Origin of the sequence: Salipiger sp. HF18, assembly GCF_011806505.1 — a bacterium.
Lineage (GTDB): Bacteria > Pseudomonadota > Alphaproteobacteria > Rhodobacterales > Rhodobacteraceae > Salipiger > Salipiger thiooxidans.
The window spans coordinates 1-14,908 of the sequence record NZ_JAATOS010000065.1 but is presented as its reverse complement, the minus strand read 5'-3'; the positions used below and the strand labels follow the sequence as shown (position 1 = coordinate 14,908).

Here is a 14,908-nt window from a genome sequence, read left to right as displayed (position 1 = left end):
GGCTGCTCGACCGGGCGCGGGCCCGGGGCGAGCGGCCGGAGGCGCAGTTCCTGCAGGGCTGGATGGTCGAGCCGGTGGCGGCGCCCGACCGCGAGCTCTGGATCTGGGGCGCGGGCCACGTGGGCCGGGCGCTCGTGGGGGTGCTGGCGCCGCTGCCGGGGCTGGCGCTGACCTGGGTCGACACCGGGCCAGAGCGCTTCCCTGCGGAGGTGCCCGAGGGCGTCACGGTGCTGCCCGCGGCAGAGCCCGCGCGGCTGGTGCCGCATGCGCCGCAGGAGGCGTGGCACCTCGTGCTCACCTACAGCCACGAGCTCGATCTCGGGCTCTGCCATGCGCTGCTGGGCCATGGCTTCCGCTTCGCGGGGCTCATCGGGTCCGAGACCAAGTGGGCGCGCTTCCGGTCGCGTCTGGCGGCGCTGGGCCATGCGGATGCACAGATTGCGCGCATATGCTGTCCGATCGGGCACAAAGCCTTTGGCCGCGATCCGCAGGCCATTGCCATCGGGGTCGCGGCGCAGCTACTCGGAGACAAGACAGGGGACAGGCAGGCGTGTCAGACACACTTCTCAGCATCCGGGGCCTGAGCAAGGCCTATCCCGGCGTCGTGGCCAATGACGACGTTTCCTTCGACATCGGCAAGGGCGAGATTCACGCGCTGCTGGGCGAGAACGGCGCCGGCAAGTCGACGCTGGTCAAGATGATCTTCGGCCTCGTGAAGCCCGACCGCGGCGAGATGCTGCTCGACGGCGCGGCCTTTGCGCCGGGCAAGCCTTCGGACGCGCGGCTTTCGGGCGTGGCGATGGTGTTCCAGCATTTCTCGCTCTTCGACGCGCTCGACGTGGCCGAGAACGTGGCGCTGGGCATGGAGACGCCGCCGCCGATGCGCGATCTCGCGCGACAGATCCGCGAGGTGTCCGAGACCTACGGGCTGCCGCTCGATCCGTCGCGCGTCGTGGGCACGCTGTCGGCGGGGGAACGACAGCGGGTCGAGATCATCCGTTGCCTGCTGCAGAACCCGCGGCTGCTGATCATGGACGAGCCGACCTCGGTGCTGACGCCGCAGGAGGTCGAGATCCTGTTCCAGACGCTCATGAAGCTGAAGGCCGAGGGCACCTCGATCCTCTACATCTCGCACAAGCTGGAAGAGATCCGCACGCTTTGCGACGAGGCGACGATCCTGCGGCTGGGCAAGAACGTCGGCACCTGCACCCCGCGCGAGGTGACCGCGCGGCAGATGGCCGAGATGATGGTGGGTTCGAGCTTTGCCACGCCCGAGGCCCGCGCGACCGAGAAGGGCGAGGTGCTGCTGCGCTGCGACAAGCTCTCGCTGCCGGCGCCCGGGGCCTTCGGCACGCCGCTGCGGGAGATCTCGCTCGAGGTGCGCAGCGGCGAGGTGCTGGGCATCGGCGGGGGGGCGGGCAACGGGCAGGGCGAGCTGCTGGCGGCGCTCTCGGGCGAGCGGCTGGCGCCGAAGGGCTCGATCTGGTTCCGCGGCGCGGACATAAGCCGCGCGGGCCCGATCCGCCGCCGGGATGCCGGGCTGCTGTCGGGGCCGGAAGAGCGGCTCGGCCATGCCGCCGCGCCCAACATGAGCCTGACCGAGAACGCCGTACTGACCGGTGCCCGCCGCAAGGGGCTGGTGCGCAACGGCTTCATCGACTGGGGCAAGGCGAAGGGCTTCGCCGAGGAAGTGATCGCGCGGTTCGACGTGCGCACGCCGGGGCCGGGCGTGGCGGCGCGGGCGCTCTCGGGCGGCAACCTGCAGAAATACGTGGTGGGCCGCGAGATCCTGCAGGCGCCCGAGGTCTTCGTGGTCAACCAGCCCACATGGGGCGTCGATGCCGCCGCTGCCGCCGCCATCCGGCAGGCGCTGCTGGACCTCGCGGGGCAGGGGGCGGCGATCATCTGCATCAGCCAGGATCTGGACGAGCTGATGGAGATCTCGGACCGCTTCGGCGCGCTGAACGAGGGGCGGCTGTCGCCGACCCGGCCGGTGAGCGAGCTGGACGTCGAGAAGATCGGCCTGATGATGGGCGGCGCCCATGACATGGAGGTGGCGCATGTCGATGGCTGAGATGGCCGCGGTGCGGAGCGAAGAGGGTGGCATGGGGGCTGTCTGGACGATGAGCGACAAAGGAACCGGCCGGCTGTCCCCTGTCCGTGACGGCGCAACGCCTCCGGTGCATTCGGGGCGGGGAGGGGCGCGCGATGATCCGACTGGAACGACGCCCGCAGCCGTCGCGGCTCTGGACCGGGCTGACGCCGATCCTCGCGGTGGTGCTGACGATGATCGTCGGCGGCATCATGTTCGCGGCGCTCGGCAAGCCGCCGCTCGAGGCCATCCGCACGATCTTCTGGGACCCGCTTTTCCATCCTCAGTTCGCCGGCTACTCACGCCCGCAGCTGCTGGTGAAGGCGGGGCCCCTGATCCTGATTGCCATCGGGCTGTCCATCGGCTTCCGGGCCGGGATCTGGAACATCGGGGCCGAGGGGCAGTACATCATGGGCGCGGTCACCGGCGCCGCGGTGGGGCTGGCCTTCTACCCTTCCGACAGCGTGCTGCTGTTCCCGCTCATGGTGGTGGCGGGCGCGCTCGGCGGCTGGCTCTGGGGGATGATCCCGGCGGTGCTCAAGACGAAGTTCGGCACCAACGAGATCCTCGTCTCGCTGATGCTGGTCTACGTGGCCGAGAACATCCTCGCGTCGGCCTCGTCGGGCTGGCTGCGCAATCCCGAGGGGCAGGGCTTTCCCGGCTCGCGGAACTTCAAGCAGTGGCCGGCGGTGTTCAACGACGAGCTCGTCGCCAACACCGGCATGCACTGGGGCGTGCTCGTGGCCTTCGTCGCGGTGATCGGCGCCTACGTGCTGATGGCGCGGCACATCCAGGGCTTCAACGTGCGGCTCACCGGCGAGGCGCCGCGGGCGGCGCGGTTCTCGGGCGTGAGCCCCGCGCGCATCGTCTTCCTCTGCCTCGGCATCTCGGGGGCGCTCGCCGGCATGGCGGGGCTTTTCGAGGTCACCGGGCCCGCGGGCCAGATCAGCATCGACTTCGGCTCGGGCTACGGCTTCACGGCGATCATCGTGGCCTTCCTCGGGCGGCTGAACCCCTTTGGCATCCTTGCCGCGGGGCTGCTGATGGCGCTGACCTACATCGGCGGCGAGCTGGCGCAGCTCATGCTCGGGTTGCCGGGCGCGTCGATCCAGCTGTTCCAGGGGATGCTGCTGTTCTTCCTGCTGGCCACCGACGTCTTCACGAACTACCGCGTCCGTTTCGCGCGCAAGGAGGTGGCCTGATGGATCCGGTGCTGCTTGTCGTCTCGATCATGGTCTCGGCCACGCCGATCCTGCTGGCCGCCATCGGCGAGCTGGTGACCGAAAAGGCCGGTGTGCTGAACCTCGGTGTCGAGGGCATGATGATCACCGGCGCGGTCATGGGTTTTGCCATCGCCGTCACCACCGGGTCGCCGACGCTGGGCTTTCTCGGCGCGGCGGTGGCCTCGGCGGTGCTGTCGCTGAGCTTCGGCATCCTGACGCAGTACCTGCTGTCGAACCAGGTGGCGACGGGCCTCGGGCTCACGCTGGTGGGGCTGGGGCTCTCGGCGCTGATCGGCTCGAACTACGAGGGCCAGCGGGCGCCGAGCCTGCCCAAGCTCGACATCCCGCTGCTGGGCGACATCCCGGTGGCGGGCCGGATGCTGTTCTCGCATGACTTCGTCGTCTACCTGAGCCTCGCGCTCGTGGTCGCGGTCTGGGCGTTCCTCAAGTTCACCCGCGCCGGGCTGATCCTGCGCGCGGTGGGCGAGGACCACGAGAGCGCCCACGCGCTCGGCTACAAGGTGGTACGGGTGCGGATGGCGGCGATCGCCTTCGGCGGCGCCTGCGCGGGCCTTGGCGGGGCCTACGTGAGCCTTGTGCGGGTGCCGCAATGGACCGAGGGCATGACCGCCGGCGCCGGCTGGATCGCGCTTGCCATCGTGGTCTTCGCAAGCTGGCGGCCGCTCGGTGTGCTGATCGGCGCCTACCTCTTCGGCGGGGTGACGGTGATCCAGCTCAACCTGCAGGCGGCAGGCACCACGGTGCCGGTCGAGCTGCTGTCAATGTCGCCTTACCTCATCACCATCATCGTGCTGGTGATCATCTCCGCCCGTGGTAGTCATGGGGCGCCCGGATCGCTGGGCAGGCCGTTCCACGCGGCCTCCTGATGAGCGCTCGGTGGGGGAGGAACGGTGTTCGGAGTGAGCAGGGAGCGGATGCGCGCGGCGCTGGACGGGCAGGACCCGCGCTACGGCGCGCGGATCGCATGGGCCTTCCACGGGCTCATCTTCATCTCGGCGCTGATCATCCTGCTCGAGGGCGCGGAGTGGCTGCCGCAGGTGGTGCGGCACATGATGACCGTGGCCGAGTTCCTGCTGCTCTGGGGCTTCGCGGCAGAGTACCTGCTGCGGCTCTGGGCGGCGCCGTCGCGCTGGCGCTACGCGCCCAGCTTCTGGGGCATCGTCGACCTGCTGGCGGTGCTGCCGGGGCTGCTGCTGTTGCAGCCGCACACCCAGAGCCTGCGCGTGCTGCGGCTGATGCGGGCCTTCCGGCTGCTGAAGCTCCTGCGGCTGCGACGGGCGTCGCGGCGGCTGGAGCTGGCGCTCGAGGCCTCGCGGGACGAGCTGATCCTGTTCACCGCGGTTTCTTCGAACACGTGGCGCAGCCGGACAAGTTCGGCTCGGTGCCGCAATCCATGTGGTGGGCGCTCGCGACGCTGAGCACGGTCGGGTACGGCGACGTCTACCCGATCACCACCGGCGGGCGGATCTTCACCGGTCTGACCGTCCTGATCGGGGTGGGGATCGTCGCCATCCCGGCGGGCATCATCACCTCGCAACTTCTCAGGCTCAAGGCGCACCCGGAGGGTGACGGCGCCGACGGGCCCGACAACATGACCAAGAAACCCATGGGAGACCAGGAATGATCAAACGCAGAACGCTTCTCGCCACTTCCGCCGCGCTGGGCCTCGCCCTGGCCGGTGGCGCCGCCCTTGCCCAGGACACGCCGAAGGTCGGCTTCGTCTACGTCGGGCCGGTGAACGACGGCGGCTGGTCGCAGCACCACCACGAGGCGGCGATGAAGATGAAGGAGCATTTCGGCGACGCGGTCGAGGTGATCGAGCAGGAGAGCGTGCCCGAGGGCGCCGACGCCGAGCGCGTGCTGACCCAGATGGCGTTGTCGGGCGCGGACCTGATCTTCACCACCTCCTTCGGCTACATGGATCCGACCATCAACGTCGCGGCCAAGTTCCCGGACGTGAAGTTCGAGCACGCCACCGGCTACAAGACCGCCGACAACGTCTCGGCCTATTCCGCGCGCTTCTACGAGGGCCGCGCCATCACCGGCTACCTCGCCGGAGCGATGACCAAGACCAACAAGATCGGCTACATCGGCTCCTTCCCGATCCCGGAAGTGATCCGCGGCATCAACTCGTCCTACCTGCACGCCGCCAAGGCCAACCCCGACGTCGAGATCGCGGTGGTCTGGCTCAACACCTGGTTCGACCCGGCCAAGGAAGCGGACGCGACGCAGGCGCTGCTCGACCAGGGCGCGGACGTGGTGCTTGCCCACACCGACTCGACCGCGCCGCTGGCGGTGCTCGAGAAGGCCGGTGCCTACGGCTTCGGCCAGGCCGCCGACATGGCCGAGTACAAGCCCGAACCGCGGCTCTCGTCGATCATCGACGAATGGGCGCCCTATTACATCGACCGGGTGCAGGCGGTCATCGACGGTACCTGGACCAGCCACAACACCTGGCAGGGCATCGGTGACGGCATGGTCGGCATCGGCGAGTTCACCGGCCCGATCCCCGAGGACGCGCTGGCGACGGTCACCAAGATGAAGGAGGACATCGCGTCGGGCGCGTATCATCCCTTCACCGGCCCGATCAATAAGCAGGACGGCTCGGCCTGGCTTGCCGAGGGCGAGGTCGCGGATGACGGCACGCTCGCCGGCATGGACTTCTACGTCGAGGGCGTGACCGGCGACATCCCGAACTGATCGGGATCGCCGGATGGCTTGCACCGCCGGGGCCCATGCTCCGGCGGTGTTTTCATGTGGAGGGGGCAGGATGCCTCCGGCGGGAGTTTATCTGGCAAGATGAAGAGCGGACGCGAGGACCTGCCGGTGGCGCTGGTGCTGGGGGCGGCGGTCTGGCCGGGAGGCGAGGCGTCCCCGACGCTGCGGCGCCGGGCGCTGGAGGGCGCGCGGCTCTGGCACGCGGGCGCGGTGCGCGCGGTGGTGGGCTGCGGCGGTGTCGGGGTGCATCCGCCGGCCGAGGCGGCGCTGATCGTGGAGATCTGCCGGCAGGCCGGGGTGCCGGCGCGTGACCTGCACCGCGAGGCGCGCTCGACCAACACCGAAGAGAACATCCGCTTCGCACTGCCCATCCTCGAGCGGCTGGCGGTGCGCGAGGTGGTGGTGGTGAGCGAGCGCTATCACCTGCCGCGGGCGCTGCTGGTGGCGCGCCGGGCCGGGCTGGTGGCGCGGGGGGCAGCGCCGTCGTTCAGGGGCGCCGATCCCGCGGGCCAGCTGCGCGCCGCGGCGCGCGAGGTGGTGGCCTACGGCTGGTACGCGCTGCGCGGCAAGGGCCGCTGAGGCGGTTCAGAGCACACCGATCTCGGCCAGCGCGCCGGCCAGTTCCGGCGGCAGTTCCTGCTCGCGCTGGCGGGTCTTCGACAGATCCGGCGGCGCGTCGGACGGCGCGAGGTAGCGCCAGCCCTGGAACGGGCGGCGCGGGGCAGGGGCGACGCGGATCAGCCCCGGTTGCAGTACGATGGCGCAGCGTTCGATGCCGTCCGAGCCGGTCACCCGGTCGAGCCGCAGGATCGGCTGGCGGCATTGCACCAGGCCCTGGAAGACCCAGTAGATGCTGCCGCCGGCGAGAATCTCGGCCTCGCGCTTCGGCCACATCCGGGTGACGTGGCAGGGCAGGCCGTCCGCGGTCTGGGCGGCGCCGCTGTCCTGCCAGGCGCTCAGGCTCTCGACGCTGTCGGTTCCGACGCTGAGCTTGATGAGATGGGTGAATTTATCCACAGAGTCCTCCGGGAGGTGCACACCATATTGTATTCTGTCACGGAGCGGTTTCAAGCTTTGGTAGGAATCGTGACTTTACGTGCTAAGATGGTGGCTGCTATCAGGCACGTCTGCCAAAGAGGATTCACGCTGCCATGAGCCGTTTCGCCGCCCCCATCGCCGAACAGATCTGGGACATGAAGTACCGCTTCAAGGAAGCGGACGGGTCCCCCATCGACGTCACCGTCGAGGACAGCTGGCGCCGCATCGCGCGCTCGCTCGCCTCGGTCGAGACCGACGCCGAGGGCTGGGAACAGCGGTTCTACGAGGCGCTCGAGGACTTCAAATACCTGCCCGCCGGGCGGATCACCGCCGGGGCCGGCACGGCGCGCTCGGTGACGCTGTTCAACTGCTTCGTCATGGGCACGATCCCCGACAGCATGGCGGGGATCTTCGACATGCTGAAGGAGGCCGCGCTGACCATGCAGCAGGGCGGGGGGATCGGCTACGATTTCTCGACCATCCGGCCCAAGGGTGCGCCGGTCGCGGGTGTCGCGGCCGATGCCTCGGGGCCGCTGTCGTTCATGGATGTCTGGGATGCCATGTGCCGCACCATCATGTCGGCGGGCTCGCGCCGCGGCGCGATGATGGCCACCATGCGTTGCGACCACCCGGACATCGAGCAGTTCATCGGCGCCAAGGCGGATTCGGCGCGGCTGCGCATGTTCAACCTCAGCGTGCTGGTGACCGACGCCTTCATGGAGGCGGTCAAGGCGGACGGCTCGTGGGAGCTGGTCTACGGCGACAAGGTCTACCGGACCGTCAAGGCGCGGGACCTGTGGAACCGGATCATGCGGGCGACCTACGATTACGCCGAGCCGGGCGTGATCTTCATCGACCGCATCAACAAGGCCAACAACCTCTCCTACGTCGAGCAGATCGCCGCCACCAACCCCTGTGGCGAGCAGCCGCTGCCGCCCTACGGGGCCTGCCTGCTGGGGTCAATCAACCTCGCGCGGCTGGTGAAGCAGCCCTTCGAGGCGGGAGCGCATCTTGACGAGGCCGAGCTCGAGGCGCTCGTGGCCACCGCGGTGCGGATGATGGACAACGTCGTCGACGCCTCGCGCTTCCCGCTGCCGCAACAGCTCGAGGAGGCGCAGAACAAGCGCCGCATCGGGCTCGGGGTCACCGGGCTTGCGGATGCGCTGCTGATGAAGGGGCTGCGCTACGGCTCTAAGGAGGCGGCGGCACAGACCGAGGCCTGGCTGCGGCTCATCGCCCGCGCCTCCTATCTCGCTTCGGTGGATCTGGCGAAGGAGAAGGGCGCCTTCCCGCTCTTCGACGCCGAGAAGTACCTCGCCACGGGCAACATGCTCAACATGGATGACGACGTCCGTGACGCCATCCGCGAGCATGGCATCCGCAACGCGCTGCTGACCTCTATCGCGCCCACGGGGACGATCTCGCTCTACGCGGGCAACGTGTCCTCGGGGATCGAGCCGGTCTTCGCCTATGCCTACACCCGCAAGGTGCTGCAGAAGGACGGCACCCGTACCGAGGAGGAGGTCGTGGACTACGCCGTGCAGATGTGGCGCGACCTGAAGGGCGATGCCGAGCTGCCGGAGTATTTCGTCAACGCACAGACCCTCGATCCTCAGGCCCACGTGCGCATGCAGGCGGCGGCGCAGAAGTGGATCGACAGCTCGATCTCGAAGACGATCAACTGCCCCGAGGACATCTCCTTCGAAGCGTTCAAGGACGTCTACATGCAGGCCTACGAAACCGGCTGCAAGGGCTGCACCACCTACCGCCCGAACGACGTGACGGGCTCGGTCCTGTCGGTCTCGGAGAGCGCCGAGAAGACGCCCGCCGACACCCCGGAGCTGGCCGAGGAGGCCGCGGGCGGCGACGTGATCTACATGTCCGAGCCGCTCGACCGCCCACAGGCGCTCGAGGGGGCGACCTACAAGCTGAAGTGGCCGGACAGCGAGCACGCGATCTACCTGACGATCAACGACATCATCGTCGGCGGCCACCGGAGGCCGTTCGAGGTGTTCATCAACTCGAAGAACATGGAGCACTACGCCTGGACGGTGGCGCTGACCCGGATGATCTCGGCGGTGTTCCGGCGCGGCGGCGACGTGAGCTTCGTGGTCGAGGAGCTGAAGGCGGTGTTCGATCCGCGCGGCGGCGCCTGGGTCCAGGGCAAGTACATCCCCTCCATCCTCGCGGCGATCGGCGGCGTGATCGAGCGCCACATGGTTTCGATCGGCTTCCTCGAGGGCGAGGGCAAGGGCCTGAAATCCGACCCGCAGGCCAAGGTCGTCGGCCTCGACGCCCCCCGCGGCAAGGCCTGCCCGTCCTGCGGCCAGTACTCGATGATGATGGTCGAAGGCTGCATGACCTGCTCCTCCTGCGGCCATTCGAAGTGCGGGTGAGGAGCGATTGGGCTGAAGTCATGTGGCGTGCCACGCGACATGACCTAACCGTCTCACAAGGTCATTTTGGCTGAGTAGATAGGAAACGGCCTCGGGGAGTACCTGAGGCCGTTTGCATGTCTGGTTGTGGCGACGCCTGCTGGTGCTGGGTCAGCACGCTAAGGAGGGCAGCCGATCCGGTCTGTGGGCCTTATGCTTATGGAGACGGGATGCGGAAAAATTGAGCAGGGGCCCCACGGACGTCCAAACTGAGTTCCTTAGGAGCTTTCGGCTCACAGTCGACGCCTGGCGCATGACTAACTCTTGCAGTGTATGCGACTCCTATCGCAGCTATAAGTGGCAGGACACATCCCATGGGTGTTCTACAAAAGCGGCCTTTGATCGAGCAAATACCTTGAAAATCTGCGTCTAAATAGACACCTTTAAATTCGGAATAATTATGTAGGGGTCTTGGTATGAACGCAGGCGCGGGCATTGGATACGGGTACAACGTCGCGATTGAAAAACTTGCTGAAGAATTGGCAGTGCCACAAGATCGCTTTGATCAAGCCGAAAGACGCTACAAGGACCTTGGCGAGTTTTTGCATCGCGATGAGTCCAAGGTTCGTGCTTATGATCCCGATGTCTACATTCAGGGCTCGTTCGCGCTCGGCACGCCGATCAAGCCGACGTCCAAGAACGAAGACTACGATCTCGACATCGTTGTTTCTTTCCGTTCTCTGACGAAAGCGCAGATTACCCAGGCAGATCTCCGCGCTCAACTGCTGGCTGAGCTCAAGGCGTATCGCGATGCGCGAGGGATCAAAAACGAGGTCAGTGATGAGCCTAGAAGATGCTGCACCTTGATCTACGCAGATGGTGCGCAATTCCACATGGACGTATTGCCGGCTGTACCGAACGAGGCAAACATGCGTACCGTTCTTTCTTCCTACCTCGCGGATGAGGCGCTTGCGGAAGGTGCGATTGCCATCACCGATAAAGACAAGACTAGCACATACCGTATCATCACGGATGATTGGCCCCGAAGCAATCCCAGGGGCTTTGCCGCATGGTTCAAGTCGAGGCAGATCGAACAACTGAATGAACGTCGCAGGGCATTCCTCGACGCCCAAGGTAAAGTGACAGCGAGTGTGGAAGACGTCCCGGTGTTTCGGGTGCGAACACCTCTCCAATCATCCATCATGATTTTGAAGCGTCACAGGGATGAGTGGTTCGCGGAGCAGGATTCGGACCTGAAGGTTATTAGTGTGATCCTCACGACGCTCTCAACCCATGCCTATGAAGGCGAAGCAAGGGTATCGGATGCAATTGCCAAGATTCTGAGGGACATGCATCTCGCGATCGCAGAACGGAATGGGGTGTCATGGATTGCCAACCCTACGGACCCTTCAGAGAATTTTGCGGATAGGTGGGAAAAATTTCCCGAGCGCCGCGAATCCTTCTTCAAGTGGCTGGAGGCTGCTCGAACGGATTTTGGCGCCGTTCAAAGGTTCAGCGACACAAATATTGTTCTAAATGAGCTCTCACGAAATCTTGGAAGCACCCTCGTTGAAGGTGCGCGCTCGAGGGTAGCGATATCGGCGGGGTCACGTGCGGCATCCGTGGCTCCTGCTGCTGCAGCCGGGGCTTCTGCGCCCGGTCTCGTTTTTGGTGGTGAGGATCGGAGGTCGACGGAGCCAAAAGGTTTTGGTTGATGGGCTTCACAGTCGGCGAAGCGCGGCTAATCCGTGAGTGTGAAGAGCTCGCTGACCTAGCAGCGGCATCAGATTGGCTGGAAGAACCCCAATTCGGCAGAAACGTCGATGGCCTGCTGACCTGGTCGTTTGTTCTGCTCGCCGGGGAGCGTCGCATTCCATTGCGGCTGGTTTTCCCAGCACTCTTTCCTGATCTCCCGCCATTTGTCTTTCCAGCCGACGGCACCGTCCGGTTATCGCAGCACCAATATGGCGAAGGTGGCGAACTATGCCTCCAATACCGACCGGATAACTGGCATCCCGACTGCAAGAGCACAGATGTAGTCCGGAGCGCCAGGGCACTCTTGGAAGCAACCCCAGAAGAAAACACTTTCTCAGACGTAGAAAGCGCTCATCCTGGCGACTTATCTTCTCAGCTCTGGGGGCATTCCCTCCGCTTTATGCTACCGTCGGATACTGCTCGCCTAATGAGAATGCGCCTCGCAGGACGCGCAACCGATCTTCAAATCACGATGGAGCGGCGTTTTGGGGCTCCGGAATCCATTGTTGCCCGCATCGCGACTATCGGACTGGACCATAACCAGATCGAGCCTAAAGACGGTCCTGGTGCGGGAGGAAACCGGGTTCACGGAGTTCTATTTCGCCTTCCCGATATCGGAAAAATTCCAGACCTACCGCCTGATGAGCTGGCGGAACTCCTTTACCATTCCTTGCCGAGATGGCTGCGTGAATGGATAAGATCAGCCGGCGACGTATTCGTGGTTGTGTCGAATGGCCAGCGGGAGGTTCTGCTACGGGTTAGCCACTATGGCTCGGAGAGGAAGATGGACATTTTTCATACCTTTGAACCTCCGAAGACCAAAGAGCGGCGTGTCCATGGAAAGATGTTCAGAAATTCTAGCATCTGCATCATTGGTGCGGGTTCTCTGGGGTCGAAAGTCGCAGCCAGCCTTGCGCGCGAAGGTGTTGGTCAGTTCAAGTTGCTCGACAATGATGTTCTCTGGTCCGACAATTTGGTTCGAAACGAACTCGATGAAATGGATGTGGGGCACCACAAGGCAGTTTCTCTGCAGCATCGGCTAGTTCGGATTAATCCAGATGTAAAAGTCGGTGCCTTGGGCATGAGCCTAACATCTCAAACCGCTGTCCAGAATATTGCCCAGTTGAGCGAGATCATCAGCACTTGTGATCTCGTGATCGATACAACGGCTGATAATAGTGTGTTTCGAATGGCAGCGGCCATTTGCACGCAGAAGCGCAAACCTCTCGTCTGGGGACGAGTTTACGCGGGTGGAATCGGAGGCCTGATTGCTCGAAGTTTCCCATCTGAAGATCCGCCTCCGCTGACCGCTGCGTCTCAATTGCGAGCATGGTGCGACGAGAAGGGCATGGCGCCGCCAGAGGGCCGCGAGCACAACTATGGGGTGCAAGGTCAGGACGACGATGAGCCCTTGTTCGCTTCTGACAGTGATGTAGGCGTCATTGCCAATAGATTGGTCCGTCACGCCCTGGATGCCCTCGTACCCACAGAGATGCGGGTCCACCCCGAGCCTGCCTATTTTATAGGGATGCGCAAAGGCTGGATCTTTGATCATCCGTTTGACACCCACCCGGTCATCTTCAGTCCTCACGAGGGATGGGTAAAGGGCAGTACAAGTTGCGAAGAAGAGGGCATTGCACGCGTCATGACCCAGCTTGGACTGCAAGATGACGCTTAGCCTCACAATCTCACGCTCGCAGCTCGCGGAACTGCAGAACCACCTGAAGCAAGGCGGCAAACGCGAGATCGGAGGGTGGTTAGTTGCAGAACAAACAGCTCCAGGCGAATTTGATCTCGTCGGTTTTACCGTTGATCTTAAGGCGGGTACACGAGATCGTTTCGATAGCTTGCCTGAGCTGCACTCAAAACAAATGGATCGGATTTTGCTGGAGAATAGTGATCGCGTTGGTCGGGTTGACTACCTTGGCGAATGGCACTCACACCCAACATTCCCACCAATGCCTAGCGAAATCGACTTAGCTTCGATGACTGATATGGTCGAGCACAGCGGACCTTCGTTTGCAGCTTTGGTTATCGTGCGTCTTATGGGAGGCGCATCGATACAGGCAACTATCACTACTTTTCAGCGCGGCCAATCTCCCGAGGCGGGCCATTTGATAATTTCAGATGATAATGGGAAAGATGGATTTCGCGAGGGTTGGAAAGTTCTGAAGATTTAGTGTCTTTTAATGGGGTGGCGGTCATTAAGATATCGTTCGACTGCTCATTCATAATCCGAGGGGGGGATAAAATGGAGTGGATAATTGTCTAGTTCGAGTATCCCAGCCAAGATACAGACCCAGTTATGGGCTTTGGCGGCGGGCCGATGTGAGTTTTCGGGGTGCAACAAGCTCCTTGTCGGTGATCTGATCGCTGGCAAGGAAGACGGAAAGTTTGGTTTCATCGCGCACATTGTGGCAGATAGCGAGAATGGACCGAGGGGTGATAGTGTCCGTTCGCTGCTTCTAGCCCGTGACATTAGCAATCTGATGCTGATGTGTCCTATCCATCACAAGGAAATCGACGTAGATCACGTGGACGACTATCCGGAAGAAACACTCGTGGCAATGAAGCGCGAGCATGAAGAGCGGATTGAGACTGTTACAGATATGGACGCTGACCGCGCCGCTCATGTGGTCCGTTTCGCGGCGACTATCGGCCAAATGGACTCGTTGGTTTCCACCAAGGCGATCTTTGCCGCTATGCCGCCTGACAGACACCCGGCGGAGCGACGAACCATCGACATCGAGCTAAATTCCGAAATCAAGGATGATGAGCCAGAGTTTTGGGACATGCAAAGCGCGAATCTGCATCGTCAGTTTCGGCGCAAGGTGAAGGAGCGGATAGAGCAGAAGGAGATCCTTCAGTTGAGTGTGTTTGCGCTTGCTCCGCAGCCTCTTCTGATCGAACTCGGTACATTGCTAGGTGATATCATGCCGGTATCTGTTCACCAAAAATATCGCGAGCCATCTACCTGGAAATGGCAACTTCACCAGCCGTCGATTGATTTCAAGATTGGTGAGTACACTGGGCCGAAGGACGTACCAGTCGCACTCAAGTTGGCGCTCAGCGCGACCGTCGATGATCAGAGAATTCGCTCGGTTCTGGGCGATAACGCGGCAATCTGGTCGATCACGGCAGAGGATCCTCATAACGACATCATGCGAAGACAGGACGATCTTGCAATCTATAAAACTCACCTTCGCAGGCTCTTCGATCTGATCAAGGCCCACCATGGCGAAGATGCGACTATCAACGTATTTCCTGTTCTCCCGGCTTCCGCAGCTGTCGAAACGGGTCGTTCACGAATGCCCAAAGCCGATCTTCCTTTGGTGATCTACGATCAAAAACCGGGGAAGGGGTTTGAGTTAACGATCAAGATTAGCGCTTAGGTCATTGTCGATCAGTGAGCGCAAGTTTGTCATACCTTCGCGGGGGTGGCCGCTCCTCTTCTACTCAGCCATGCCTTCGATAAATCAGTAGAGGACGGGCACCAGAACCGTATGGAGGTTTCATGTGATGGAATTCCCTTTGACGAATACCAGGCCTGTTGATCAATTATTGGAAGACCTAGTTGAGGAGCTTCAGGTTCCGCCCGGTCGGTATGAGCAGGCTGAGCGCAGTTACAAGTCGCTCGGCGAGTGGTTGCACCGGCCCGACTCGACTGTTCGGGATGACAGTCCCGA

The 14,908-nt window shown here is 63.4% G+C and carries 14 protein-coding genes; 13 read left to right on the top strand and 1 reads right to left on the bottom strand.

Translation table 11 applies throughout. The features are described 5' to 3' along the window. The 8 genes from xdhC to HC022_RS08690 all read left to right on the top strand — a co-directional run. Window positions 1-584: xanthine dehydrogenase accessory protein XdhC (gene xdhC / locus HC022_RS08720; protein WP_167452155.1), on the top strand; the 584-nt coding region annotated here is incomplete at its 5' end. After that, window positions 551-2,074 carry an ABC transporter ATP-binding protein gene (locus HC022_RS08715; protein ID WP_167452154.1) on the top strand — a complete coding sequence of 508 codons (1,524 nt, stop codon included), beginning with the start codon at window positions 551-553 and terminating at the stop codon, window positions 2,072-2,074. The genes xdhC and HC022_RS08715, both read left to right, overlap by 34 nt. 134 nt (window positions 2,075-2,208) lie before the next feature. After that, a complete protein-coding gene (locus HC022_RS08710; protein WP_008883426.1) occupies window positions 2,209-3,294 on the top strand; it encodes an ABC transporter permease in 1,086 nt (361 codons plus the stop codon). Next, window positions 3,294-4,202: an ABC transporter permease gene (locus HC022_RS08705; protein WP_089958487.1), complete on the top strand. Its 909-nt coding sequence runs from the start codon at window positions 3,294-3,296 to the stop codon at window positions 4,200-4,202. Before HC022_RS08710 ends, HC022_RS08705 begins: the two co-directional genes overlap by 1 nt. Window positions 4,203-4,226: 24 nt before the next feature. Further along, window positions 4,227-4,754 carry an ion transporter gene (locus HC022_RS08700; RefSeq protein WP_368484636.1) on the top strand — a complete coding sequence of 176 codons (528 nt, stop codon included), beginning with the start codon at window positions 4,227-4,229 and terminating at the stop codon, window positions 4,752-4,754. Continuing rightward, entirely contained in the window at window positions 4,730-4,960 is a 231-nt protein-coding gene (locus HC022_RS29055; RefSeq protein ID WP_254885004.1) for a potassium channel family protein, read from the top strand. The genes HC022_RS08700 and HC022_RS29055 overlap by 25 nt, the downstream gene beginning before the upstream one ends. Next, window positions 4,957-6,036, top strand: a complete 1,080-nt coding sequence (locus HC022_RS08695) for a BMP family ABC transporter substrate-binding protein (RefSeq protein ID WP_008883310.1) — start codon at window positions 4,957-4,959, stop codon at window positions 6,034-6,036. Before HC022_RS29055 ends, HC022_RS08695 begins: the two co-directional genes overlap by 4 nt. A gap of 99 nt (window positions 6,037-6,135) precedes the next feature. After that, complete coding sequence (locus HC022_RS08690; protein WP_167452153.1) at window positions 6,136-6,633, top strand: YdcF family protein; 498 nt, start codon at window positions 6,136-6,138, stop codon at window positions 6,631-6,633. 6 nt (window positions 6,634-6,639) lie between these two features. On the opposite strand, the gene HC022_RS08685 is transcribed toward HC022_RS08690, so the two are convergent. Further along, complete coding sequence (locus tag HC022_RS08685) at window positions 6,640-7,071, bottom strand: DUF1489 family protein (RefSeq protein WP_008883434.1); 432 nt, start codon at window positions 7,069-7,071, stop codon at window positions 6,640-6,642. Window positions 7,072-7,205: 134 nt separating this feature from the next. Here HC022_RS08685 and HC022_RS08680 point away from each other — a divergent pair, with 134 nt between their 5' ends. From HC022_RS08680 to HC022_RS08660, 5 genes are all read left to right on the top strand, one after another. Further along, entirely contained in the window at window positions 7,206-9,488 is a 2,283-nt protein-coding gene (locus HC022_RS08680; protein WP_167452152.1) for an adenosylcobalamin-dependent ribonucleoside-diphosphate reductase, read from the top strand. 455 nt (window positions 9,489-9,943) lie between these two features. Then, window positions 9,944-11,182 carry a nucleotidyltransferase gene (locus HC022_RS08675; RefSeq protein WP_167452151.1) on the top strand — a complete coding sequence of 413 codons (1,239 nt, stop codon included), beginning with the start codon at window positions 9,944-9,946 and terminating at the stop codon, window positions 11,180-11,182. Beyond that, on the top strand, window positions 11,182-12,900 hold the full coding sequence (locus HC022_RS08670; protein ID WP_167452150.1) for a ThiF family adenylyltransferase: 1,719 nt from the start codon (window positions 11,182-11,184) through the stop codon (window positions 12,898-12,900). Before HC022_RS08675 ends, HC022_RS08670 begins: the two co-directional genes overlap by 1 nt. Then, window positions 12,890-13,402: a Mov34/MPN/PAD-1 family protein gene (locus HC022_RS08665; protein ID WP_167452149.1), complete on the top strand. Its 513-nt coding sequence runs from the start codon at window positions 12,890-12,892 to the stop codon at window positions 13,400-13,402. Before HC022_RS08670 ends, HC022_RS08665 begins: the two co-directional genes overlap by 11 nt. Before the next feature lie 84 nt (window positions 13,403-13,486). Beyond that, the gene (locus tag HC022_RS08660) at window positions 13,487-14,614 is read left to right on the top strand and encodes an SAVED domain-containing protein (protein WP_167452148.1); all 1,128 of its coding nucleotides are present in this window, start codon (window positions 13,487-13,489) and stop codon (window positions 14,612-14,614) included. The last annotated feature ends 294 nt before the right edge of the window (window positions 14,615-14,908 follow it).

Coding starts and splice junctions, on each gene's coding strand:
- HC022_RS08710 (WP_008883426.1), top strand. CDS start 2,209: ATGATCCGACTGGAACGACGCCCGCAGCCGTCGCGGCTCTGGACCGGG.
- HC022_RS08665 (WP_167452149.1), top strand. CDS start 12,890: ATGACGCTTAGCCTCACAATCTCACGCTCGCAGCTCGCGGAACTGCAG.
- HC022_RS08680 (WP_167452152.1), top strand. CDS start 7,206: ATGAGCCGTTTCGCCGCCCCCATCGCCGAACAGATCTGGGACATGAAG.
- HC022_RS08705 (WP_089958487.1), top strand. CDS start 3,294: ATGGATCCGGTGCTGCTTGTCGTCTCGATCATGGTCTCGGCCACGCCG.
- HC022_RS08675 (WP_167452151.1), top strand. CDS start 9,944: ATGAACGCAGGCGCGGGCATTGGATACGGGTACAACGTCGCGATTGAA.
- HC022_RS08670 (WP_167452150.1), top strand. CDS start 11,182: ATGGGCTTCACAGTCGGCGAAGCGCGGCTAATCCGTGAGTGTGAAGAG.
- HC022_RS08690 (WP_167452153.1), top strand. CDS start 6,136: ATGAAGAGCGGACGCGAGGACCTGCCGGTGGCGCTGGTGCTGGGGGCG.
- HC022_RS08695 (WP_008883310.1), top strand. CDS start 4,957: ATGATCAAACGCAGAACGCTTCTCGCCACTTCCGCCGCGCTGGGCCTC.
- HC022_RS29055 (WP_254885004.1), top strand. CDS start 4,730: ATGTGGTGGGCGCTCGCGACGCTGAGCACGGTCGGGTACGGCGACGTC.